The sequence below is a fragment of the Glycomyces sp. MUSA5-2 genome, from assembly GCF_037034145.1.
Taxonomy (GTDB): Bacteria; Actinomycetota; Actinomycetes; order Mycobacteriales; family Micromonosporaceae; genus Glycomyces; species Glycomyces artemisiae.
The window spans coordinates 644140-667401 of sequence record NZ_JBAGKG010000003.1; the positions used below are offsets into that span (position 1 = coordinate 644140).

The 23262-nt window shown below is 71.9% G+C and carries 23 protein-coding genes and 1 pseudogene; 12 read left to right on the forward strand and 12 right to left on the reverse strand.

All coding sequences use genetic code 11. From position 1 onward, the window contains the following. Positions 1–8: 8 nt before the first annotated feature. From WA640_RS13190 to WA640_RS13200, 3 genes are all read right to left on the reverse strand, one after another. The gene (locus WA640_RS13190; protein ID WP_335988148.1) at positions 9–971 is read right to left on the reverse strand and encodes a coiled-coil domain-containing protein; all 963 of its coding nucleotides are present in this window, start codon (positions 969–971) and stop codon (positions 9–11) included. Between the two features lie 66 nt (positions 972–1037). Then, entirely contained in the window at positions 1038–1817 is a 780-nt protein-coding gene (locus tag WA640_RS13195; RefSeq protein ID WP_106365659.1) for an exodeoxyribonuclease III, read from the reverse strand. Between the two features lie 58 nt (positions 1818–1875). Continuing rightward, positions 1876–4140 carry a hypothetical protein gene (locus tag WA640_RS13200; protein WP_335988150.1) on the reverse strand — a complete coding sequence of 755 codons (2265 nt, stop codon included), beginning with the start codon at positions 4138–4140 and terminating at the stop codon, positions 1876–1878. A gap of 111 nt (positions 4141–4251) precedes the next feature. Here WA640_RS13200 and WA640_RS13205 point away from each other — a divergent pair, with 111 nt between their 5' ends. Genes WA640_RS13205 through arfB form a run of 4 tightly spaced genes read left to right on the forward strand, consistent with a single transcriptional unit; the run spans position 4252 to position 9084 of the window. Then, positions 4252–5052, forward strand: a complete 801-nt coding sequence (locus WA640_RS13205) for an exodeoxyribonuclease III (RefSeq protein WP_335988151.1) — start codon at positions 4252–4254, stop codon at positions 5050–5052. A 49-nt stretch (positions 5053–5101) separates the two neighbouring features. Beyond that, positions 5102–7591: a DEAD/DEAH box helicase gene (locus tag WA640_RS13210; RefSeq protein ID WP_335988152.1), complete on the forward strand. Its 2490-nt coding sequence runs from the start codon at positions 5102–5104 to the stop codon at positions 7589–7591. A 23-nt stretch (positions 7592–7614) separates the two neighbouring features. Beyond that, positions 7615–8655 carry a phosphotransferase family protein gene (locus tag WA640_RS13215; protein ID WP_335988153.1) on the forward strand — a complete coding sequence of 347 codons (1041 nt, stop codon included), beginning with the start codon at positions 7615–7617 and terminating at the stop codon, positions 8653–8655. A gap of 9 nt (positions 8656–8664) precedes the next feature. After that, positions 8665–9084, forward strand: coding sequence for an alternative ribosome rescue aminoacyl-tRNA hydrolase ArfB (gene arfB, locus WA640_RS13220; RefSeq protein ID WP_442904739.1), 420 nt, complete (start codon positions 8665–8667; stop codon positions 9082–9084). A 15-nt stretch (positions 9085–9099) separates the two neighbouring features. On the opposite strand, the gene WA640_RS13225 is transcribed toward arfB, so the two are convergent. The 6 genes from WA640_RS13225 to WA640_RS13250 all read right to left on the reverse strand — a co-directional run bounded on the left by WA640_RS13225 (position 9100) and on the right by WA640_RS13250 (position 13062). Then, positions 9100–10086: an NAD(P)-dependent alcohol dehydrogenase gene (locus WA640_RS13225; RefSeq protein ID WP_335988154.1), complete on the reverse strand. Its 987-nt coding sequence runs from the start codon at positions 10084–10086 to the stop codon at positions 9100–9102. A 76-nt stretch (positions 10087–10162) separates the two neighbouring features. Then, on the reverse strand, positions 10163–11116 hold the full coding sequence (locus WA640_RS13230) for a glycoside hydrolase family 43 protein (protein ID WP_335988155.1): 954 nt from the start codon (positions 11114–11116) through the stop codon (positions 10163–10165). 10 nt (positions 11117–11126) lie between these two features. After that, complete coding sequence (locus tag WA640_RS13235) at positions 11127–11738, reverse strand: IMPACT family protein (RefSeq protein WP_442904740.1); 612 nt, start codon at positions 11736–11738, stop codon at positions 11127–11129. Between the two features lie 13 nt (positions 11739–11751). Next, on the reverse strand, positions 11752–12399 hold the full coding sequence (locus WA640_RS13240) for a response regulator transcription factor (protein ID WP_335988157.1): 648 nt from the start codon (positions 12397–12399) through the stop codon (positions 11752–11754). A gap of 26 nt (positions 12400–12425) precedes the next feature. Continuing rightward, a complete protein-coding gene (locus tag WA640_RS13245; protein WP_106365650.1) occupies positions 12426–12818 on the reverse strand; it encodes a hypothetical protein in 393 nt (130 codons plus the stop codon). A 91-nt stretch (positions 12819–12909) separates the two neighbouring features. Continuing rightward, entirely contained in the window at positions 12910–13062 is a 153-nt protein-coding gene (locus WA640_RS13250) for a hypothetical protein (protein ID WP_335988160.1), read from the reverse strand. A 227-nt stretch (positions 13063–13289) separates the two neighbouring features. On the opposite strand from WA640_RS13250, the gene WA640_RS13255 reads away from it, so the two are divergent. From WA640_RS13255 to WA640_RS13290, 8 genes and pseudogenes are all read left to right on the forward strand, one after another. Beyond that, the gene (locus WA640_RS13255) at positions 13290–14216 is read left to right on the forward strand and encodes a LysR family transcriptional regulator (RefSeq protein WP_106365649.1); all 927 of its coding nucleotides are present in this window, start codon (positions 13290–13292) and stop codon (positions 14214–14216) included. Between the two features lie 128 nt (positions 14217–14344). Beyond that, positions 14345–15646, forward strand: a pseudogene (locus tag WA640_RS13260) (UDP-N-acetylglucosamine 1-carboxyvinyltransferase); the annotation flags it as partial. Positions 15647–15707: 61 nt separating this feature from the next. Continuing rightward, positions 15708–16271 (forward strand): hypothetical protein, encoded by a 564-nt coding sequence (locus WA640_RS13265; protein ID WP_106365647.1) that lies wholly within the window; start codon positions 15708–15710, stop codon positions 16269–16271. Positions 16272–16465: 194 nt separating this feature from the next. After that, positions 16466–17569 (forward strand): type I restriction endonuclease, encoded by a 1104-nt coding sequence (locus tag WA640_RS13270; RefSeq protein WP_335988165.1) that lies wholly within the window; start codon positions 16466–16468, stop codon positions 17567–17569. A gap of 188 nt (positions 17570–17757) precedes the next feature. Continuing rightward, on the forward strand, positions 17758–18321 hold the full coding sequence (locus WA640_RS13275; protein ID WP_335988167.1) for a PadR family transcriptional regulator: 564 nt from the start codon (positions 17758–17760) through the stop codon (positions 18319–18321). Positions 18322–18381: 60 nt separating this feature from the next. Then, positions 18382–19014, forward strand: a complete 633-nt coding sequence (locus WA640_RS13280; RefSeq protein WP_335988169.1) for a GntR family transcriptional regulator — start codon at positions 18382–18384, stop codon at positions 19012–19014. Continuing rightward, positions 19011–20246 carry an MFS transporter gene (locus tag WA640_RS13285; protein WP_335988171.1) on the forward strand — a complete coding sequence of 412 codons (1236 nt, stop codon included), beginning with the start codon at positions 19011–19013 and terminating at the stop codon, positions 20244–20246. Before WA640_RS13280 ends, WA640_RS13285 begins: the two co-directional genes overlap by 4 nt. A 147-nt stretch (positions 20247–20393) precedes the next feature. Next, positions 20394–21317 carry a DMT family transporter gene (locus WA640_RS13290; RefSeq protein ID WP_335988173.1) on the forward strand — a complete coding sequence of 308 codons (924 nt, stop codon included), beginning with the start codon at positions 20394–20396 and terminating at the stop codon, positions 21315–21317. Here the strand turns inward: WA640_RS13290 and WA640_RS13295 are convergent. The 3 genes from WA640_RS13295 to WA640_RS13305 form a co-directional block, all read right to left on the reverse strand. Next, entirely contained in the window at positions 21314–21586 is a 273-nt protein-coding gene (locus WA640_RS13295; RefSeq protein ID WP_106365643.1) for a hypothetical protein, read from the reverse strand. The two genes, WA640_RS13290 and WA640_RS13295, sit on opposite strands and share 4 nt — an antisense overlap. After that, on the reverse strand, positions 21583–22152 hold the full coding sequence (locus WA640_RS13300; RefSeq protein ID WP_335988174.1) for a TetR/AcrR family transcriptional regulator: 570 nt from the start codon (positions 22150–22152) through the stop codon (positions 21583–21585). Before WA640_RS13300 ends, WA640_RS13295 begins: the two co-directional genes overlap by 4 nt. A 94-nt stretch (positions 22153–22246) precedes the next feature. Further along, a complete protein-coding gene (locus WA640_RS13305) occupies positions 22247–23080 on the reverse strand; it encodes an undecaprenyl-diphosphate phosphatase (RefSeq protein WP_106365774.1) in 834 nt (277 codons plus the stop codon). Between the last annotated feature and the right edge of the window lie 182 nt (positions 23081–23262).

The window sequence follows — 23262 nt, forward strand, 5'->3', positions numbered from 1 at the left end:
TCCGGTCGCTACTGCATCGAGACGTGGACGTGGTTGGTGTGGTCGGAGGCGGGGTCGCCGTTGCCGCCGGAGTAGGAGCGCCAGCCCCCGCCCGGGGACCAGAACTGGCGGTACCAGATGACGTACTCCACGCCGAGGTTCGAGGCGTTGTTGACGTACCAGGCGGCGAGCCGGTCGCCGTAGTCCTTGTCCGAGCCCGACGCGTCCTCGTCCTGGAAACCGGAGGCGTTCGCGGCCCAGTCGCAGGCGCGCCCGAGCGGGTGCTCGCCGGAGCCGCCGGAGCGGTAGCAGGACACGTAGTGGTCGAACCCGGCGTCCTTGGTCTCGTAGTACATGTTCAGGGTGCGGGGGGTCAGGCACCCGGAGGTGGTCGGGTCGTCCTCGGTGCAGCCGCCGTCGCCGCCGGTGTACTCGCCCGCGCCGGGGGCGCCGCCGTCGCCGCCGGGACCGGCGGCCTCCTCGGCGCGCAGCTCTTCGAGCTGCTCTTCGAGGTCGGCTTGGGCGTCCTCGGCGTCCTTGAGGGCCGCCGCGGCGTCTTCGAGCTCGGCCGCGTGCGCGGCCTGCTCGGCTTCGAGCTGTTCGAGGAGGTCCCCGGCCTCGCCCAGGAGCGCGGCCCGCTCGTTGCCGAGGAACCCGGTGTAGGTCATCGCGTCGATGAGGTCGCGGGTGTCGTCGGAGGACAGGATCGCGTTGGTCTGCTGGAGGTCGCCCTCGGTGTACAGGAACAGCGCGTACTCGTCGAGGTCGGCGCGCAGGGCGTCGAAGCGGGCCTGCGTGTCGGCGATCTGCGTCTCCAGTTCGGCGGCGCGCGCGTTGGCCTCGTCGACGGCGGCCTGCGCGTCGTTGACGGCGGCGATGGCCTCGGTGAGGTCGGCTTCGAGGGTCTCCTCGTCCGGTTCGGCCGCGGCCGGGGCGGGGATCAGCGCGAGGAGCGCGACGAGCAGGAGCGCGGAGAGGATCTTGTTGCGCACGGGTGGAGGTCAGCCCTTCCCGGATCGGGCGCGGCTCGCGTACGGGTGGGGTGGCCGCGCGTGGGTTTACAGGTCGAGGTCGACCACGAGCGGGGCGTGGTCGGAGGCGCCTTTGCCTTTGCGTTCGTTGCGGTCGACGTAGGCGTCGGTGACGGCGTCCTTGAACGCCGGGTTGGCCAGCGCGAGGTCGATGCGCAGGCCGCGGTTCTTGGGGAAGTCGAGGTTGCGGTAGTCCCAGAACGTGAAGGGCCGGTCGTATTTGAGGGCCCGGGGGAACACGTCCTCCAGGCCTGCGGCCTGGACGGCGGCGAGCGCGTCGCGCTCGTCGGCGGTGATGTGGGTGGTGCCGGTCCATTCGGCGACGTCCCAGATGTCGTCGTCGGTGGGGCAGATGTTGAAGTCGCCCATGGCCGCGAAGGGGAGGTCCCCGGTCGCGTCGGCGGCGGCGTCGGCGGCGAGGGCCTTGAGGAACGCGAGCTTGTAGGGGAAGTGCGGGTCGGCGGTGTCGCGGCCGTTGGGGATGTACAGGGACTGGACGCGCACGGGCCCGCAGGTGGCGGTGATGGCGCGGGCTTCGGCGGCGTCGGCGAACTGCGGCTGCCCGGTGATGCCCTGGCGGACGTCGGCGAGGCCGACGCGGGAGAGGATGGCGACGCCGTTCCAGCGGCCGGAGCCCCAGGCGGCGGTCTCGTATCCGGCGGCGGCGAACGCGTCGACGGGGACGTCGGCGGTGGCGCATTTGAGCTCTTGGAGGCACACCACGTCGGCTCCGGCGGTCTCGATCCAGGCCAGGACCCGGTCGAGGCGGGCTTTGAGCGAGTTGATGTTCCAGGTCGCCACGCGCATGGGCCTCACCCTACCCGGCTGCGGTGCGTGACCGGGCGGACCGGGGGTGCGCGGGTGTCTACTGGGTCGCGGCGGGCGCGGTCGCGACCGGTTCCGTTTCAAGGGTCGCGGGGGTGTCGCGGCGGGGGCCGACGGCGACGGCGAGGAGTCCGAAGCCGAGGGCGGCGGTGAAGCCGGGGACGGACATGCCGGAGTCGTTGACGAGGCCGCCGATGGCGGCGACGGCGGTGAGGCCGACGACGGCGGCGGCGACGGCGTCGGTGCGGATGGGGGCGCGTTTGCGCCAGATGATGATCGCGGCGATGACCGCGGCGAGGGTGATCCAGGTCATGGACTGGCCGACGGTGCCCCAGGCGGCGGAGGCCTTGCGGATGAGGATCTGGGCGGCGGTGCCGTCGAGGACGGAGCCGACGAACCGGCCCAGGTGGGTCTGGTCCTCTTCGGGGCGCAGGTAGTCGAGGATGCCGGCGACGGCGAACACGCCGAAGGCGATGGCGCCGGCGGCGAGGACGGCGCCGAGGGACAGGCGCTTGCCCCACAGTTTCAGGCAGCAGAGGATTCCGGCGGCGACGAGGGTGAGGGTGCCGCCCATGTCGCGGCCGAGCATGGGGGCGCCGACGATGACCACGGAGCAGACGCCGAGCGCGACGGGGCCCCACAGGCGCATGCGTCCTCGCCAGGGGATGAAGCAGACGAGGAGGATGACTGCGGCGGCGAAGACGCTGAACGCGTAGTTGCCCAGGCCGGTGAAGCGGGCGCCGGCTTGGGCGGTGTAGCCCATGGGGGTGTGCAGGGGCCAGGTGGCGCCGGAGACCTGGTCGACGGCGATGAGGGCGGCGGCGGCGCCGGCGATGACGAGGACGGGCCGGATGCCGGTGCGCGTCCACGGGAGGGACGCGGCGATGGTGAGGACGGCGGCCCCGGCGAGGATGAGGCCCCAGAACGCGAGCTTGGGGTGGTCGGCGCGCCACCACGGGGGGATGCCGGCGGCGATTCCGGCGACGGGGACGGCGGAGAACGCGATGCAGACGGTGCGGGCGGTGCGCCGGAACCGGTCGGGGCCGACGACGAGGTGGGCGGCCAGGAGCATGACGGCGACGCCGACGAAGGAGAGCGTCCAGTAGAAGTTCGGTGAGACGTCGGCGTTCGCGGCGGACGCGGCGGTCTCGTCGGACCCGCGGGCGACCGCTGCGGCGGCGGTGTGGTCGGGGTCGGCGAGGACGGTGACGGGGGCGCCGGCGACGGTGGCGGGGATGTCGGCGCCGACGACGGCGAGCGCGGTCGCGGTCAGGTCGGTGAGCTGGATGTAGCCGTCGCGGCCGGTGGTGCGGGAGGTGAGGCCGCCGGGTTCGATGCCGGGCCCGGAGTAGAGGACGGGGTGGAGGGAGCCGGGCGCGGCGGCGTCGGCGACGCCGGCGACGATGAGCCGCCACGAGTCGGGGAGGGCTTCGCGGACCTGGCCGATGGCGGTGTCGGCGGCCTTCGCGGCCCCGGCGCGGACGGGGTCGGTCTCGGGTTCGATCTCGCCGGGGTCGTCGGCGGCGCTGGTCGCGTCGGTGCCGACTTCGGTGTCGTCCTCGCCGAGCTGGTCGTAGTCGGTGGAGGTGTCGGGGGCGTTGTCGGCGGTGTCGCCGATGACGACGCCGGGGTCGACGATGACGACGTCGCACGCGGCCATCGCGTCGGGGAGGGAGTCGAGGCCGGGCGCCCAGTAGGTGATGCGGCCTTCGGTGTCGGCGGCGGCGAGCGCGGCGCCGTCGCCGATCCCGGCGACGCAGGACCCGGGGTTGGGTTCGGGGGCGGGTTCGCCGTCCGCTTCGGCTTCGGCGGCGGCCGTCTCCTGGGCGAGGGCGGCTTCGGCGAGGGCGTCGGCGAGGGATCCGAGGCGGGCGCCGTAGTTGTAGGCGGAGTTGACGTCGATGAACGCGTCCCAGTCCTCGACGGCCCAGCCGTCGCCGGTGTCGCCGGGCGAGGGCAGCGCGGATTGGGCTTCGCACTGGGCGTCGCGGGGGGCGACGCCGCCGGCGCGCTCGCCGGCGCCCAGGGAGAGCCATCCGGCTTCGGGGCAGGTCCAGGAGCCGAGGGTGCGCACGCTCATGGCGGCGGAGGCGCCGGTCCCGGCGAGGTCCCACAGGTTCGGGGTCGCGTCGGGGTCGAGGTCGGACCAGGCGAGGCCGGGGACGCCGACGATGACGACGCCGTCGGCTTCGGGCTCGGCCGCGTGGGCGGTGCCGGGGAGGGCGAGTGCCGCCGTCAGGGCGGCCAAGGCCGCTGCGGCCCATCGCGCCCACCGGATGCGCGCACGTTCCCTCGCCTGTGTCATGCCGTCGAGTGTATGGGGTGCCCGCGCTTCCGCCGGGCGCCTCCCGGAGCGCGGGGGCGGGGTGCCGCGGCGGTGCCGGTGGATGTCGGGGCGGCGCGTTAGGGTGGGCGCATGCGCACCATCGCCACCGCCAATGTCAACGGAGTCCGGGCCGCCGCGAAGAAGGGCCTGGTCGAATGGCTCGCGAACGTGGAGGCGGACGTGGTGCTCCTCCAGGAGGTCCGCGCGGACGACACGCAGATCCCCGCGGATGCGGCCGCGGCGGGCGGCTGGCACTGGGTGGTGGCGCCGTCGCTGACGGCGAAGGGCCGCGCCGGGGTGGCGGTCCTCACGCGGGACGAGCCGGAGGCGGTGCGGATCGGGTTCGGGTCCAAGGAGTTCGACGGGTCCGGGCGGTACGCCGAGGTCGACCTGCCCGGGCTGACGGTGGCGTCCTTGTATCTGCCGTCGGGTGAGACGGACACGCCCCGGCAGGAGGAGAAGGAGCGGTTCATGGCCGTCTTCGCCGACTACCTCACCGAGACCGGGAAGCGCGCCGTCGGCGCGGGCCGGGAGTACCTGGTGTGCGGGGACTGGAACATCGCGCACGCCGAAGCCGATCTGAAGAACTGGAAGGCGAACAAGAAGACCGCGGGGTTCCTGCCCGAGGAGCGGGCGTGGCTGACGGACGTGTATGCAACGCGCGGGTTCGTCGACGTGGTCCGGGCCTTGCATCCGGGGGTCGAGGGGCCCTATTCGTGGTGGTCGTACCGGGGGCGGGCGTTCGACAACGACGCGGGCTGGCGCATCGACCTGCACGTGGCGACGGCGGGCCTGGCGGCGAAGGCCACCAAGGCGTGGGTCGACCGGGCCGCGACGCACGACCAGCGCTGGTCGGACCACGCGCCGGTCCTGGTCACGTACGACCACTAGCAGGGCCCCGCTGGCGGACGCACCGGGCGGGCGGGCACCATTGGTACACGTGAGCCTCATCGACTACCTGCCCGACTCTGACCGTCCCGAACCCGACGACGTCTACGCCGCCTTCGCCCAGTGGGCCGAGGACGCCGGGATCGTCCTCTACGAGCACCAGGAGGAGGCCCTCCTGGCGATCTGCACGGGCCAGAACGTCATCGTCGCGACCCCCACCGGGTCGGGCAAGTCGCTCATCGCCGCCGCCGCGCACTTCAACGCGCTCGCGAACCAGCGCACGTCGTTCTACACCGCGCCGATCAAGGCCCTGGTGTCGGAGAAGTTCTTCGAACTGTGCGAGCAGTTCGGGCACGAGAACGTGGGGATGCTCACCGGCGACGCCGCCGTCAACCCCGACGCGCCGCTGATCTGCTGCACCGCGGAGATCCTCGCGAACCTGGCGCTGCGCGAAGGCGCCGCCCTGGACTGCGACTCGGTCGTGGCCGACGAGTTCCACTTCTACGCCGAACCCGACCGCGGCTGGGCGTGGCAGGTGCCCCTGCTGGAGCTGCACCGCGCCCAGTTCACGCTCATGTCCGCGACCCTCGGGGACACGGCGTTCTTCGAGGCCGACCTCACCCGCCGCACCGGCCGCGAGACCGCCCTGGTGGCGTCGGCGACCCGGCCGGTCCCGCTGCACTACGACTACCGCAAGACCCCGTTGCACGAGACCGTGGAAGTCCTCGTCAAGAACGAGAAGGCCCCCGCCTACATCGTGCACTTCACGCAGGCCGCGGCCCTGGAGACCGCGCAGGCCCTCGCGTCGCTGAGCCTGGTCGACAAGGACCAGAAGGCCGCCATCGCTGCGGCGCTGGGCGGGTTCCGGTTCACCACGAAGTTCGGGCAGACCCTCGCCCGGCTCGTCAGGTCCGGGATCGGCGTCCACCACGCCGGGATGCTCCCCAAGTACCGGCGGCTCGTCGAGCGCCTCGCGCAGCAGGGCCTGCTCAAGGTCATCTGCGGGACCGACACGCTCGGCGTCGGCATCAACGTGCCCATCCGCACCGTCGTGTTCACCGGGCTCACGAAGTACGACGGGCGCCGGACCAGGCGCCTGCGGGCCCGCGAGTTCCACCAGATCGCCGGACGCGCGGGCAGGGCCGGGTTCGACACCGAGGGGTTCGTGGTCTGCCAGGCCCCCGAGCACGTCATCGAGAACGAGAAGGCCCAGCAGAAGTTCGGGCTCGACCCGAAGAAGCGCAAGAAGATGGCGAAGAAGAAGCCCCCCGAGGGGTTCGTCGGCTGGTCCGAGGAGACCTTCCTGGGCCTCTCCGAGGCCCCGCCGGAGCCGTTGACGTCGCGGATGCGCATGACCCACGCGATGCTCATCAACCTCCTCGGCCGCGGCGGCGACACCTTCACCCACGTGCGCACCCTCATCGAGGACTCCCACGCCGACCGGGCGACCCAGTTGAAGATGGCCCGCACCGCGCTCACCATCGCCCGGACGCTGCGGGACGCGGGGATCATCGTCATCGACGGCGGCTCCGTGAAGCTCACGGTGGACCTGCCCGACCACTTCGCGCTCAACCAGCCGCTCGCGCCGTTCGCGCTGGCCGCCCTGGAACTCCTGGACGCCGAGTCGGAGACGTACCCGATGGACGTCGTCTCCATCATCGAGGCCACGCTGGAGGGCCCGGGGCAGATCCTGGCCGCGCAGCGGAACAAGGCCAAAGGCGAGGCCATCAACGCGATGAAGGCCGAGGGCCTGGACTACTACGACCGCATGAACCAGCTCGAAGACGCCGAGGTCGACTACCCCAAGCCCCTCGCCGAACTCCTCGACGAGGCGTTCGCCGCGTACCGCACCAGCCACCCGTGGGCCGCGGACTACCAGTTGGAGCCGAAGTCGATCCTCCGCGAGATCTGGGAGGGCCGGCTGACGTTCGGGGAGTACATCGCCCTCTACGGCCTCCCCCGCGCCGAAGGGCTCCTCCTGCGGTACCTGTCGAGCGCGTACAAGGCGCTGGTGCAGACGCTCCCGGAGGACACCGGCGGCGCCGAGGTCGACGACCTCACCGCGTGGCTCGGGGAGACGATCCGCCAGACCGACTCCTCGCTCATCAACGAGTGGGAGCAGCTGACCAACCCCGCCGACGACGAGGACATCGACACCGGCCGCCCCGCGCGCGCGTTCACCGACAACGAGCGGGCGTTCACCATCGCCGTGCGCAACGCCGCGTTCCGCCACGTCGAGCTCGCCGCCGCCGACCGCCCCGAAGCCCTCGCCGCCCTGGAGACCGGCTGGCCGGCCTCGAAGTGGGACGCGGCCCTGGAGGCGTACTTCGCGGCCCACGACGACATCGGCACCGCCGGGCCCGCCCGCGGCGCCGACCTCCTGGAGATCGCCAAGGAAGGCCGCACCTGGTCGGTGCGCCAGACGATCGACGACCCGGCCGCCGACCGCGACTGGTCCATGCTGTTCACCGTGGACCTCGACGCCTCCGACGAGACCGGGACCGTCGTCATGGCCGTGGAGGACTTCTCCGACCGCCGCTAGGCGCCCATGGCAGAATCCACCGGGTGCTCGCAGACCCCCGCCACTCCCCCGTCGGCGCGCCCGTGCGCGAGCGGGGCGCGCTGGCGCACAACACCGGGAACCAGGCCACCGGCGGGATCTGGACCGTCACCGGGCCCGGCGGGGCCGCCGTCCTCAAGCATCTGACCCCGGCCGGGGACGGCCGCGCCGACTGGCCGGCCTCCCCTGACCCGCGGCACTGGAACTACTGGCGCCGCGAACCGATCGCCTACACCAGCGGGTTCGCAGGCGAGTACGGGCGGGACGCCGGGATCGGCGCGCCCGCGCTGCTCGCGGCCGGGGACCGCCCCGACGGGAGCGTCGAGCTGTGGCTCGAACACGTCGAGGGCACCCCGGGCACTAGCCTCGGCGTGGACGGGCTCGCCGAGTTCGCCCGCCGCCTCGGCGCCGTCCAGGCCCGTTCCCGGGAGGTGCTCCCGTGGCATTCCCGCCGGTTCCTGCGCTCCTACGCCGGACGCCATGAGCTCGGGCCCCTCGACTGGGACCACCCGGCCGCCGCCGCGCACTGGCCCGCGGACCTGCGCCGGGGCCTGCGGACCATATGGGAGCGACGCGGCGACCTCTTCGCCATCGCCGAGGCCGCCCCGCAGACGGTGTGCCACCTCGACGTGTGGCCGATGAACCTCTACCGGCGCCCCGGCGGCGAGTTCGTCCTCCTCGACTGGTCGTTCACCGGGACCGGCGCGATCGGCGAGGACCTCGCCAACCTGATCCCGGACACGTTCCTCGACGGCCACCAGGACGTCGCGCTCCTGGCCGAAGCGGAGGACGCACTCACGGGCGCCTACCTCGCAGGCCTCGCCGAAACTGGGCACCGCGACGAGGTGGGGACGCGAAAAGCCGTCGCCGCCGCGGGCGCCGCCAAGTACTGTTGGCTCGCTCCGATGATGCTCCGGCGCCTCGCCGAAGGACGCGGCCTCGCCAGCGCGAACTACGACGCCGCCGCGGACGCCGAGGTCCTGGAGCGGCGCCGCCCGGTCTTCGCGATGCTCGTCCGCTGGGCCCGCACCGCACTCGAAACGTGAAAGCACGCCATGCCAGTCACCGTCACCGCCCAGTACGAGATCCCCGACGCCGAGCTGCGCTGGCGGTTCTCGCGATCCTCGGGCCCCGGGGGCCAGGGCGTCAACACCACCGACTCGCGCGTCGAGCTCGTCTTCGACCTCGCCGCATCGAAGGTGTTCCCGGAGGCGCTGCGGGAGCGGGCGCTGGCGCGGCTCGCCTCGCGGCTGGTGGAGGGGACGGTGGTGATCGCCGCCTCGGAGTTCCGGTCGCAGCTGCGCAACCGGGAGGCCGCCGCCGAGCGGCTCGGTGAGCTGCTGCGCCGGGCCATCGCCGCGCCGCCGCCGGCCAGGCGGGCCACGAAGCCCTCGAAGGGGCAGAAGCGTCGGCGCTTGGAGGACAAGCGGCGCCGCGGCGAGACCAAGCGGCTGCGCCGCGACACCGGGGACTGAGTCCCCGCCTGTCCGCTAGTCGATGGTGATGACGATGTTGCCGCGGGCGTGGTGGGCGTACATGCGGGCGACCGCTGCCGGGACCTCGTCGAGGGGGTAGGCGCGGTCGATGACGGGTGTGACGGCGCCGGTGGTGATGAGGTCGGCGACGGCCGCGAGGCGCTCGGGCGTGAAGTTCCCGTCCACGGAGCGCACGTTCGCGCGGCCCATCGCGCCCAGGAGGGTTGCGCCGGCCATCTTCGCGAGCCCGGCGGCCAGGCCGCCGGTGTTGCCGATGCTGTTGGGCAGGTAGACGCCGCCGGGCGCGAGCGCGCGGAAGGCGCGGCGCGGCGGGTGGTTGAGGACGTTGTCGAGGATCGCGTCGTAGCGTGCGGTGCCGGCGGTGAAGTCGGTGGTGGTGTAGTCGATCGCGTCGTCGGCGCCGAGGCCGCGCACGAGGTCGAGGTTCTTCGGGCCGCAGACGGCGGTGACGTGCGCGCCGAGGTGCTTGGCGATCTGGACGGCGAACGTGCCGACCCCGCCGGAGGCGCCGTTGATGAGCACCCGTGTCCCGGGTGCGGCCGTGAAGGACTTGGTCATGGCCGCGTGGGCGGTGAGCCCGGACATGACCGCGGCGGCCGCGTCGGTGAAGGAGATCGATGCGGGTTTGGGGAGGAGCCGGTCGGCGGCGGTGGCGGTGTACTCGGCGAACGTGCCCGCCGTGGCGAACCCCGAGCCCCACTTCGTACCGAAGACCGCGTCCCCGACGGCGAAGCCGGTCACGCCCTCGCCGAGGGCCGCGACGGTCCCGGCGACGTCGGTGCCGCGCACGGCCCCTTTCGCGCGGGCCGAGAGGCGCAGCACGTACGGGACGCCCGCGACCGCGATCCAGTCGGGCGTGTTGACGCTGGTGGCCCGCAGCCGGACGAGGACCTCGCCGGGTCCGGGCTCGGGGCGGTCGATGTCGGTGACGCGGAGGACTTGCTCGGGCGGCCCGAACCGGTCCTGGACGACGGCTTTCATGGCACCTCCAGGGGTTTGGACCCTCACCGTAGTCCGGAAAGGACCCCCGGCGCCTCGGCCGACCGGCCTAGCCGCGTCAGGATTCGGGGAGGGGCTCGCCGAAGTCGGGCGTGCCGTCCGCGCGCCACCCGAAGGGCTGGATCCGGCAGTGCCGGTCCGGGTTGTCGAGGGGGTCGCCGGTGATCTCCTCGTAGGCGCGGGCGTGGAAGACCAGGAGGTCGGTCCCGTCCTCGGCGGTGGTGAACGCGTTGTGGCCGGGGCCGTAGATCCCGTTCGCCGCGTTCGTGGTGAACACCGGGACCGGGCTCTTGGACCACGAGGCGGGGTCGAGGAGGTCCGCGTCGGCGTCGGCCGACAGCAGGCCCACGCAGTACTCCGCGCCCGTCCCGGAGGCGGAGTAGGTGATGAAGACCTTCCCGTTGCGCACGAGCGCGTACGGGCCCTCGTTGACCGCGAACCGGACCGTCTCCCAGTCCAGCTCGGGGCGGGAGATCTCGACCGGGTCCCCGGCGAGGGTCCAGGGGTTCGCGAGCGCGGCGAGGTACAGGCTCGTGTTGGAGCCCTTGAGCTCCGGGTCGTGCTGGGCCCAGCACAGGTACTGGGTGCCGCCATGCGCGAACGTGGTCGCGTCGAGGGAGAACGAGTCGACCGGGGTGGCGATCCGCCCCTTCTCGGTCCACTCGCCGGTCAGCGGGTCGTCGTTCAGGTTCTCCAGCACGTACATGCGGATCTTCCACACGTCGCCGGTGGCCGTGGCGGCCTCGCCCGCCGCGAAGTACACGTACCAGCCGTCCCCGACCCGGTGCAGCTCCGGCGCCCAGATGTGCGATCCCATCGCGCCCTCCGGGTGCCGCACCCAGATGGTGGTCTCCGCGGCGGTCCGCAGGCCGTCGAGGGTGTCGGCGCCGCGCAGGACGATCCGGTCGTACGCCGGGACCGTGGCCGTGAAGAAGTAGCGGCCGCCGTGCCGCAGGATCTGCGGGTCCGCGCGCTCCAGAATGAACGGGTTCGGGAAACTGTTATCGGTCACAACACGGATCCTACAGCTCCACGCGCACCGACCCCGCGGGCTCTATCTCCGCCGCGCCCGCCGACTGCCCCGCCACCCACGCCGCCAGCAGCTCCGCGTCCGCGCACGCCAGGTCGAACGTCACCACGTCCGTGAACGACACCTGGGCGAGCCGCACGTCCTCCCGCAGCCGCAGCAGGCCCTCCAGGCTCCCGGCGACCCCGTAGTCGACGCGCACCAGCAGTCGCGGCCACACCGCCAGCTCCACCACGCCCGCCGCGTCGACGGCAGCCGAGACGGCGCCGCTGTAGGCGCGCACCAGGCCACCCGCGCCGAGCTTCACCCCGCCGAAATACCGCGTCACCACCGCGAGCGTGTCGGTCAGGTCCCGGCCGCGCAGGACCTCCAGCATCGGCAGGCCCGCGGTCCCCGCCGGCTCCCCGTCGTCGTTCGACCGCGCGATCCGGCCCCCGTCGAGCACGTACGCCGTGCAGTTGTGCGTCGCCTCCCAGAACTCCCGCCGGTGCGCCGCGATCCGCTCCCGCGCCTCGCCCTCCGAGCCCACCCGGAACAGCGAGCACACGAACCGCGACCGGTTCACCACCGTCTCGGTCACCGACGACCCCACCGCAAGCCCACGCATCAGCACCCCCGCGTCACCCGACGACGCCGTGCTCCCACGCCCACGCCGCGATCTCCACCCGGTTCCGCGCTGGCAGCTTCGCCCGCACCGCCTCCAGATGCGTCTTCACCGTCGACACCGACACGAACAACGTCCCCGCGATCTCCGCGTTCGTCTTCCCCCGCGCCACCAGCTCCACCACGTCCAGCTCCCGCTCGGTCAAAACACCGACCGCCGCCGCACCGTCCTTCACCGGCTCGCTCAACCGCTCCAACAGCCGCACCGTCACCGACGGCGACACCAGCGACTCACCCGAAGCGGCCGCACGCACCGCCTCCACCAGCAGCGTCGGACCCGAGTCCTTCAGCAGGAACCCCGTCGCACCCGACCGCAGCGCCCCGTACACGTACTCGTCCGTGTCGAACGTCGTCACCACCACCACCCGCGGACCCGCACCGTTCTGACCCGCCAGCAGCGTCCGCGTCGCCTCCAGCCCGTCCAGACGCGGCATCCGGATGTCGAACAGGCACACGTCCGGCTGCAACCGCCGCGCCTGCGCCACCGCCACCACGCCGTCAGGGGCGTCCGCGACCACCTCCATATCCGGCTGCGCGTCGATGATGGCCCGGAACCCCGCCCGGACCATCTCCTGATCGTCTGCGATGAGCACTCGGATAGCCACGCCCAGAGCCTAACCGGCCCTGCGCACTACGCGGCCGCGCCCGCCAGTTCGCGCTCCCGCGCCACAGGAACCGCCACCGGCTCCACGGCCTCCACGACCGCCGGCACCGGCGCCTCGCGCACCACCGCGACCGCCGAGTCCACCGCCTCCCGCTCCAGCACCAGGCGCCGCCGCGTCTCGCGCTGGCGGATGGCGAACGTGGAGCTGACGAGGACCAGCCAGGTCCCTTCGAGCAGGATCAGGCCCCAGTCGCGGCCGATGATCGCCGCGGTCAGCAGGATCGAGCAGGCCGAGATGACCAGCAGCAGCGACGCGGGCTTGGTCGCGTGGATGCGGTGGGTCTGGAGGAGCAGGAAGTTCGTGATGTAGAGGAGCGCGCCGATGATCTGGAACATGATGCGGATGTCGAAGTCGTGCATTGGAAACCCTTTTTCGGGACGAAGGCAGGCAGGAAGGGGCCCGCGCCCGTGCCGGGCGCGCGCAGGTATTGCTGGAAGGGAGTGCGGGGTGCTACAGGGTCGCGGCCGGATCGGCCGCCGGTCTGCTCCGCGCGCAGACCACCGACGCGGCGCCGCGCTGCACCCGGGTCTGGAGCGACCCGCAGATGCACCGCGTCCACACCGTCGCGCCCGCGGCGCTCCGGTGCCGGGACACGGTCGTCACCGGATCGTCGTCGGGCCAACCGCAGTACGGGCAGCAAGGCATGACCGTGTCCTCCTCACAAGGCATCGGAATCAGGTTCGGATCGAGCGCCCACCCGCCGGCACTGGACGCCGGCATCACGCTCATCATCGAGGTTAGAGTCCCATTCGTCCGGGCTACAACACTTCGGTGACGATGGTTTGCGAAACTCATCGTGAAGCTGTAGCTAAAGCGATTGGGGACACACGGTGATCGACCTCCGCCGACTGCACGTCCTGCGGGCCATCGCCCACCACGGGACGGTCTCCGGCGCCGCCAAGGCCCTCCACATGTCGACCTCGGCGGCGTCCCAGCAGATCCGGCTGCTCTCCAAGGACCTCGGCGTGCCCCTGCTCGAACCCGTCGGGCGCGGCGTGCGCCTGTCGTCGGCCGCGCAGATCCTCATCGCGCACATCGACGCCATCGAGGCGATGTGGCGCCTCGCCGAAGCCGAGCTCCAGGCCACCGAGGGCGAGCCGTCCGGGCTGCTGCGCCTGTGCGGGTTCCCCACCGCCATCGCCACGCTCCTGGCGCCGCTGGTCGACGCCGCCCGCGACCGGTACCCCAGCCTCGAACTGCGCCTGCGCGAAGCCGAGGCGTCGGAGAGCTTCGACCTGCTGTTCTCCGGGGACGCCGACCTGGCCCTGGTCGAGGCCACCCCCGACAACCCGCCGCCCGAGGACATCCGCTTCGACTCCCAGACGGTCTTCAACGACCCGTTCGACCTGGTCGTGCCCGCAGACCACTGGGTCGCGGGCGCAGACAAGGCCGACCTGCGCGACCTCGAACGCGAACCGTGGATCATCGGCGTCCCCGGGTCGATCCACCGCCGCCACGTCCTCACCGCCTGCTCCAACGCCGGATTCCGGCCCACCGTCACCGGCGAGGCCCGCGAATGGCCCGTCATCGCCGTCATGGTCGACCACCGCATGGGCGTCGCCCTCATCCCGCGCCTGGTCGACCTCCCCCACCACCTCGACCTCGTGCGTGTCCCCATCGGCGGCCCCTACACGCCCTACCGGCACTTCCGGGCCGTGACGCTCCGCGGCGGCGCCCGCCGGCCCTCCGTCGCCGCGGTCATGGAGCTGCTCGACGAGCGCATCCGCGCCGCCGAAGGCATCAATCCCGTCGCCTGAACCGAGGACCGTTCGCACACGAACGCCCCTATTCGGACACTCACCTCCGTTACGCTGACCGCATGTTCGACTACGCCGCCACGGGAGCACACACGCGTACCAGCCGCTGCAACGGCGCGGGCGACGCGCCCAGGCACCTGCGCGTCCACGGCGGCACCCTCCTGTCGGGCGCGATCGACGTCAAGACCTCCAAGAACGCCTGCGTCGCCCTGCTGTGCGCGAGCCTGCTCAACCGCGGCACCACCACCCTCCGCAAGGTCGCCCGCATCGAGGAGGTCAACCGCATCCTCCGCGTCCTCGACTCCATGGGCGTCCACCACGAGTGGATCGGCCAGGACCTGCGCCTCACCCCGCCCGAGCGCCTCGACCTCACCCGCCTCGACACCGACGCCGCCCGCCGCACCCGCTCGATCATCATGTTCCTCGGCCCGCTCCTGCACGACCACCCCGAGTTCGAACTGCCCTTCGCGGGCGGGTGCGAGCTCGGCGACCGCACCGTCGAACCGCACATGGTCGCCCTGCGCCGCTTCGGCCTCGCCGTCGAGACCTCCGGCGGCGTCTACCGCGCCACCGTCAAGGACCGCGTCGACCCGCCCGGCACCATCGTCCTGACCGAGCGCGGCGACACCGTCACCGAGAACGCCATCATGGCCGCCGCCCGCTTCCCCGCCGTCACCGTCATCCGCAACGCCTCCTGCAACTACATGGTCCAGGACCTGTGCTTCTTCCTGGAGCACCTCGGCATCCGCGTCGACGGCGTCGGCACCACCACCGTCACCGTCCACGGCCGCGAGGACATCGACGCCGACGTCGACTACGCCCCCTCCGAGGACCCCATCGAGGCGTGGAGCCTCGTCGCCGCCGCGATCGTGACCGAATCCGAGATCACCGTCCGCCGCGTCCCCATCGAGTTCACCGAGATCGAGCTCGCGCTCGCCGAGGAGATGGGCCTGGAGTACGCGAAGGGCCCCGAGTACCTCGCCGAGAACGGGCGCACCAGGCTCACCGACCTGACCGTGCACCCCTCGCGCCTGCGGGCGCCGATGGACAAGATCCACCCGATGCCGTTCCCGGGGCTGAACATCGACAACCTGCCGTTCTTCGCGCTCATCGCCTCGTGCGCGGAGGGCTCCACGATGATCCACGACTGGGTGTACGAGAACCGCGCGATCTACCTGACCGAGCTCAACCGGCTCGGCGCGCGCGTGCGCCTGCTCGACCCGCACCGCATCCAGGTCGCCGGGCCCGCCGCGTGGACCGGCGCCGAGGTCGTGTGCCCGCCCGCGCTGCGGCCCGCCGTGGTGCTCCTGCTGGGGATGCTGCGCGCGCAGGGGACCTCGGAGCTGCGGCACGTCAACGTCATCCACCGCGGCTACGAGCACCTCGCCGAGCGGCTCCAGCTCCTGGGCGCCCAGATCGAGGCGTTCTGAACCGGTCACTCCCGGCCGCGGACAGGTGCGACCGGCGCGGGCGTATGTGACACTTCACTTCATGAACATGCCGTCCGACGTGCCGCCGCAGACGTACGCACTCCTCAGCTTGGTCCAGGCGCACCTGCGGCACCTCGACAAGACCGACGGCGACTACCTGCCGGTGCCCCAGTGGGAGGCTGCCGTCGAGTCCTCCCGGACCGTGGCGGCGGTCAAGGCCCCGGGCCTGCCGGTCACCGCCGAGGACGTCCCCATGATCGTCGGCACCGGCTCCCCCGACCGCAAGCGGCGCCTGTACACCACGATGCCCCTGGACGACGACCTCGCGGCCCTCGCGGACGAGTCCGATGTGGCCGTCTTCTCGTACAACCGGCGCGGGCGCCTCCAGGCCGCCAACCGCACCGCGCTCCAGGTCCAGCCCCGCGCCTGGTATCCGCCTGCAAAAGCCATCGCCCCCATGCGGATCATCGACCAGGCCGTCTGGGAGCCCGTCGCCGCCGCCACCGGCGAATCCGCCCGCCCCGGCGTCTTCGAAGCCGCCGCCGGCTGGCTCGTCCTCCTGACCCTCATCGCCTTCCTCGGCGCCACCGCCTACCTGGCCCTCTGGTACTTCCACATCGTCTGACGCCGCAGGATCCGGCCAATCGGGGCAATCCAGGGGAATCCAAGAGCCCGAGTGGTTCACGAGTCTCCAAAATGGCCCTGCCGGTGTCGATTCGGGACCTGACGGCCTATTGCCCCAGCGCAGGGACCCGCTATACGCTCTGCTACCCGAAGTAGCGCCCTCATCACCGCCATGATTTTGCAAAGGAGCGAGACATGGACTTCAACGAGCGTATCGCCGCCCTGGTCACCAAGGTCCGGACCCAGCGCGAGCTCATCGAGACCGAGGAAGGCGCGAAGAACGCCTTCATCATGCCGTTCATCTCGACAGTGCTCGGCTACGACGTCTTCGACCCCCACGAGGTCGTCCCCGAGTTCACCGCCGACGTGGGCCTCAAGAAGGGCGAGAAGATCGACTACGCCATCGTCCATGAAGGCGTGGTGCAGATCCTCATCGAGTGCAAGCGGCCCCAGGACTCGCTAAGCGTCGAGCACGCCTCCCAGCTGTTCCGGTACTTCGCAGTCACGAACGCGAGGATCGCCGTGCTGACCAACGGCTCGGAGTACCGGTTCTACACCGACCTCGACGCGCCGAACCGCATGGACGAGAAGCCATTCCTGGTCCTCGACTTCGACGATCTCGACGAGACGCTCCTCCCCGAGCTGCGCAAGCTGACCAAGGAGTCCTTCGACCTCGACTCGATCATCAACGCCGCCGAGGAGCTCAAGTACATCGGCCAGATCAAGCGGACCTTGTCGGCGCTGTTCAAGGAGCCCGAGCCCGAATGGGTCCGGTTCCTCACCGCGAGAGTGTACGAAGGGTCGATCACCCAACGCGTCCGGGACCATTTCACTCCCCTGGTAGCGAAGGCCTCTGCGCAGTTCCTCAACGACCAGGTCAACAGCCGCCTCCAGACCGCTCTGGTCTCGACGTTCCCCGCCGTGTCCGAACCCGAGTCGGCGGACCCCGGCGAAGACCGGGACGGGATGTCCGGCAGCGAGGAGACCGGCTCCGGGGTCGAGACGACCCTGGAGGAGATCGGCGGCTACCAGATCATCAAGGCGATCGCCTGCAGCGAGGTCAAGCCGCACCGGATCGTCCAGCGGGACGCGAAGAGCTACTGCGCGGTGCTCATGGACGACAACAACCGCAAGCCGGTCGCCCGCCTCCACTTCAACGGCAAGGCCAAGAAGTACCTCGGCATCTTCGACGCCGACAAGGTGGAGACCCGGCATCCGCTGGAGTCCCTCGACGACATCTACCTGCACGCCGAGGCGATCCGCGAGACCGTCCGCCGCTACGCGCTGCCCCTCGACTGACACCACGCCGCGGCCCGAGCCGCCCTCGAATTCCTTGCCTGAGCAGGAATTCGAGGGCGGCTTTCCTTTTTGGTGAGTGCGCGGGCGGAGCCCGTGCGCGTTGTTTCGAGGGCGCAGTTTCGTTGACTGACAAGAGGTTTTTTAACCTCGATGTCGATGTATATCTATAGGTGTGTCATAATGGACGCATGCTGAAGATGGCGATTCTGGGATTCCTGCGGGACTTTCCCCTGCACGGGTACGACCTGAAGAACCGCGTCGCGAGCCTGGCCGGGCATGTCAGGCCGGTGGCGGACGGGACGCTGTACCCGACGATCAAGAAGCTCGAAGACGCGCAGTGCCTGACCAGGCGCACCGCGCCGGGGTCGGTGGCCGCGCCGCGGCACATGCTGGAGATCACGCAGACCGGCACGGACCAGCTGCGGCGGTGGCTGCGCGACCCCGAGCCGGGGTTCATCACCGACGACAACAAGTGGTACGTGCTGCTGGCGTTCCTCCACCACCTGGAGAACCCGAGGGAGCAGGCGCTCGTGCTCGCGCGGCGCCGCGAGTTCCTCTACCAGCCCGCGCAGCTGTTCTTCGACGCCGACGGGACCCCGGTCCCGCCCGAGCGGCTCGACTCGCCGTTCCGCAAGGGCCTCATGCAGATCCACCGGTCCACCAACCTCACCGAGATCGACTGGCTCGACCGCCAGATCGCGGACTTGAACCAGCGCGCCGGGTACGCCGTGCGCCAGCGCGACGGCGACTGAGTCCCAACCGCCGGGAATCGTTGCATGCAAGGATGCATGCAAGTGGTAGCGTCCTGACCCATGACGGGACAGGCGGCGGCCGAGCGCGCGTACGCGTACACGAAGCAGCGGATCATCACCGGCGACCTCGCCGGGGGCGCCAGGCTGGCCGAGGGCCAGATCTGCGACGAGCTCGAACTGAGCAGGACGCCGGTCCACGAGGCGTTCCTGCGGTTGTCGGCCGAGCGGCTCATCACGCTGTCCTCGCGGCAGGGCGCCACCGTGAACCCGGTGTCGCCGGGCGAGGCCGCCGACGTGGTGGAGATGCGCGGGGTGCTGGAGCGCAGCGCCGTCGCGCGCGTCGCCGCCCGCAGACCCGAAGCGGCGGAAGTGGAAGCGGCCCTGGGGGTGCCGCTCCGGCGGCAGGAGGCGGCGCTCGCGGCCGGGGACCTCGGCGCGTACGTGGAGGCCGACTGCGACTTCCACGCCGCCGTCATCGCCCTGGGCGGCAACCCGATCGCCGCGCACTTCTTCGACCTCCTGCGCGACCGGCAGCTGCGGCTCGCGCACCTGGTGCTCTCCAGCAGCCAGGTGGTCCTGGACGCCTCGTTCCGGGAGCACCGCGAGATGGCCGCGTGCCTGGGGCGCCATGACGCCGCCGGGTACGGGGCGGTCCTGGACCTGCACCTCTCGCGCCACCAGGGCCTGGCGTGAGCGTCCTCGCGGCGCCGCCGGAACCGCTCGCTCCCCCGCAGACCCGCCCGTGGCGGACCCTGTTCGCCGTCATGTTCTTCACGAGCTGGGCCGGGAACCAGTTCAGTCCGCTGCTGCTGCTCTACCAGGAGCGCCAGCACTACTCGACGGCCGCGGTGAACGGGTTCCTGGGGGTCTACGTGCTCGGGCTGGTGCCCGCGTTCCTGCTCTCGGGGGCGCTGAGCGACCGGTACGGCAGGCGCCCGGTCATGTTCGCGGGCGTGCTCGCCGCGGTCGCGGCGTCGACGGCGCTCGCGTTCGGGGAGTCCGGGGCGCTCATGATCTGCTTCGGGCGGTTCCTCGCCGGGGTCACGGTGGGGACGGCGACGTGCGTCGGCTCGGCGTGGATGAAGGAGCTGTCGCAGTGGCCGCACGATCCCGCGGCGGACACCGGGGCCGGGGCGCGGCGGGCGACGCTGTCGTTCGCGCTCGGGTCGCTCGCGGGCGCGGCGGTCGCCGGGCTCATCGCCCAGTGGGGGCCGTGGCCCGAGCAGCTGCCGTTCCTCATCCATGTGGCGCTGACGCTGCCGTTCGCGTGGCTGGTGCTCCGGGCGCCGGAGACGGCGACCACGGGCGGCGTGCCGGGGCCGCTGCGCGCGCAGTTGCGGGTCCCCGCGGCGGGGCACCGGCGGTTCACGCGGGTGGTGCTCGTGGCGGGGCCGTGGGTGTTCGCGGCCTCGGCGATCGGGTACGGGTACCTGCCGGTGCTGCTGGCGGACGCGACGCGCGGGTGGGGCATCGCGTACGCGACGCTGTTGACGGTGGTGGCACTCGCGGCGTCGGCCGCGGTGCAGCCCTTGGCGAAGCGCCTGGACCGGCGGGACTCGGCGCGCGGCGTGCTCGCCGGGCTCGCGATGATCACGGCGGGCGTGGCGGCGGCGGCCGCGGCCGCGCACTGGCAGTCGTGGCCCCTCGGCGTCGCCGCGGCGGTGGTCGCGGGGGCGGGCATGGGGACCGGGATGGTCTCGGGACTGCTTGAGGTGCAGCGGATCGCGGGCCCGGCCGATCTGGCGGGGCTGACGGGCGTGTTCTACGCGGTGTCGTACCTGGGGTTCGCGTCCCCGGCGCTGCTGGCGGCGGTCGCGGCCGGGACCGGCGCGCCGGCGCCGGTGCTGCTGCTGGGGGTCGTGGGCGTCGGCGTGGTGTGCGCGGTGGCGATCCTGCGGTCGTACCGGCGGTACCTGCCGGGGTAGGGTGGCGCCCATGCGTTCGTGCATCTCCCCGCCCACCGCGTAGCGGCGGGCATCTGAAGCACCGCGACCGGCCCGTGGCCGGTCGCGTTTCCATGGCGTGCCCGCAGACGAGAGACCTGTTCTGACGACTCTCCTCTGGAGGACGCTTTGTCCACTGTTCTCATTGCGCGCCCTGAGTCCGGCTCGGCCCGGCGCGGGCTCGCCTTCCTCGCGGTCACCGGCCTCGCCTGGGGCACCACTGGCGCGGCCGCGGACCTCGTCTACGGGGCCACCGACATCGGGCCGACGGCCGTCTCGTTCTGGCGCCACCTCGGCGGCCTGGTCCTGCTCGGCGCGTTCTGCGCGCTCCGGCGGCCCGTGCGACCGCGGGAGGTGCGGCCGCTGCGGCCGCGCCTGGGGCGGCTCGTCGGCGCCGGGGTCGGTATGGCGGTGTTCCAGACCGCCTACTTCGCGTCGGTGGAGGCCACCGGCGTGGCCGTCGCGACGCTCCTGACGCTCGGTTCGGGGCCGGTGCTCACCGCGTTCGGCGCTCGGATCTGGCTGGGCGAGCGGCTCGGGCGCGGCGGGGTCCTCGCCGTGGCCGGGGCCGTCACGGGGCTCGCGGTGCTCGTGGGCGGCGACGCGACGGTCGACCCGGCCGGGGCGGTCCTGGCCGCGGTGTCGGCGGCGGGGTACGCGGCCGTGACGCTGCTGGGCCGGTCCGCCGGTCAGCGCGGCGAGGACGCGTTCACGATCACGTTGTGGTCCTTCGGGGTCGGCGCGCTCGTGCTGCTGGCGCCCGCGTGGTTCGAGGGGCTCCTCCCCCAGGGCGGCGAGGTGTGGCGGGCGGTCGCGCTCATGGCGTATCTGGCGGTGTTCACCACGGCCGTGGCGTACCCGCTGTACTTCGCGGGCGCGGCCCGGGTCCGGGCGGCGACGGCCTCGGTGATGATGCTCATCGAGCCGTGCACGGCCGCGGTGCTGGCGGTCGTGGTCCTCGGCGAGCCGCTCACGGCGGCCGCGGTCGCCGGGTCGGTGGTCCTGCTGGGGTCCATCACCGCTTTGGCGGTGGCGGAGTCGCGGCGGGGTTAGCGGCCGAACGCGCCGACCTTGGCGTGGAACAGGCCCATCGCGAGGACGCCGAGGCTGATCACGGCGGTCGAGACGGCGGGCGCCGCGCCGAGGTCGGCGGCGAGGAGCAGGAACGCCGCGATCGTCAGGGAGGACCATCCGGCGATGAGGTTGGGAACGGGCCCGTTCCCGAGCATCGACGGGTAGTCCTCCTTGGTGATGCCTTTGATGAAGTGCGGCAGGCCGTTGCCGATGCACAGGCCCGCGAGGAGGCAGAGGAGGAGGGTCATGGCCGGTCCTTCCGGAGTCCGTTGAGGGTGAGGTCGACGAGGAGGCGGAGGCGCTCGTGCATCTGCTCGGCGCCGGCCGCGGAGCGGGCGATGCCGAGCATGGCGTCGACGAGGACGGCGGCCGCGTCGGATGCGGGGAGCCGGTCCAGGCCGGGGTCGGCGGCGAGGACCGACGCGACGAGCGCGGCGTAGCGGGCTTCGGCGGCCGCGATGGTCTCGGGGGCGATCTGCGCGGCCTCCTGGACGAGCTCGCCGCGCAGATCGGCGCCGATCGCCTCGGCGGCGAAGTCGAGCTTGACGGCGAGGGCCCGGTAGAGGCGCTCGGCGGTCGTCCCGTCCGCGGCGGCGGCCGCTTCGGCGGCGGCGTGCAGGAGGCCGGTCATGTGCTCGGCGACGGCGGCGAACACCGCGGCCTTGTTCGGGAAGTGCTGGTAGACCGCGGGACGCGAGACGTTCGCGGCCTGCGCGATGAGGTCCATCGTGGTGCGCCGGTACCCGTAGCGGGCGAACACCGGGCCCGCGGCCGCGGTGATCGCGGCCTTCGCGGCCGCCGCTCGATCTGACATTCTGACATTGTTTATCGATATTGTCAGACTGTCAAGTCCGGGGATGCGGACAGGGCCGGGTCCGATCGGACCCGGCCCTGTGGCGGCTTGCGGCTCAGGTGGCCTGGAGGAAGCCCGTCTCCAGCATGATGACCACGGCGACGCCGAGGAGGCAGCGGTACCAGACGAAGATGAAGACGGAGTGCTTGGCGACCCACTTGAGCATCCAGTGGACGGCGCCGAGGCCGACGATGAACGCGATGACCGTGGCGACGAGCATCTGGGCCCCCGAAGGCACCGAGCCTTCCGTGGCGGGCTCGAAGACGTCGCCGAGGCTGAGGATGCCCGCGCCGAAGACGGCCGGGATCGCCAGCAGGAACGAGTACCTGGCGGCGACGGCGCGGTCGAGGCCGATGAAGAGCCCTGCGGTGATGGTGCCGCCGGAGCGGGAGACGCCCGGGATGAGGGCGCCGGCCTGGGCGAAGCCGAGGATGAGGCCGTCCTTCATGCGGAAGTCGTCCCAGGTGCGGGTCTTGCGGCCGACGAGCTCGGCGAGCGCGAGGAGCAGGCCGAAGAAGATGAGGCTGAAGGCCACCAGCCACAGGTTGCGGGCGCCGTCGCGGATCGCGTCCTTGAAGATGAGGCCGAAGAACACGATCGGGAGCGTCCCGATGATGACGTACCAGCCGAGGCGGTAGTCGGTCTCGCCGCGCATGTCCTTGTTCCACAGGCCCTTCCACCAGGCCACGAGGATGCGGACGATGTCCTTCCAGAAGTAGATGAGGACCGCCGTCTCGGTGCCCAGCTGCGTGACCGCCGTGAACGACGCCCCCGCGTCCTCCTCGAAGAACAGGGCCGAGGTGAGCCGCAGGTGGGCCGAGGAGGACACCGGCAGCATCTCGGTCAGGCCCTGGACGATGCCGAGCACGATCGCCTCGAACCAGGTCATGTCGACCATGCGGGTGCCCCCGTCCGAGCAGTGCTGGGGAGAGTGTGCATTCGCGCTTCTTTCGTCACATCGACGGTCTGGCGTCGCTCCCGCCGCCGTGCGGCTCGCGGAGCGCCTGGGACATCTTGCCAGACGCGCCAGGGTGACCGACCGGTGTACAACCGGGAGTGAGACGCAGCCGA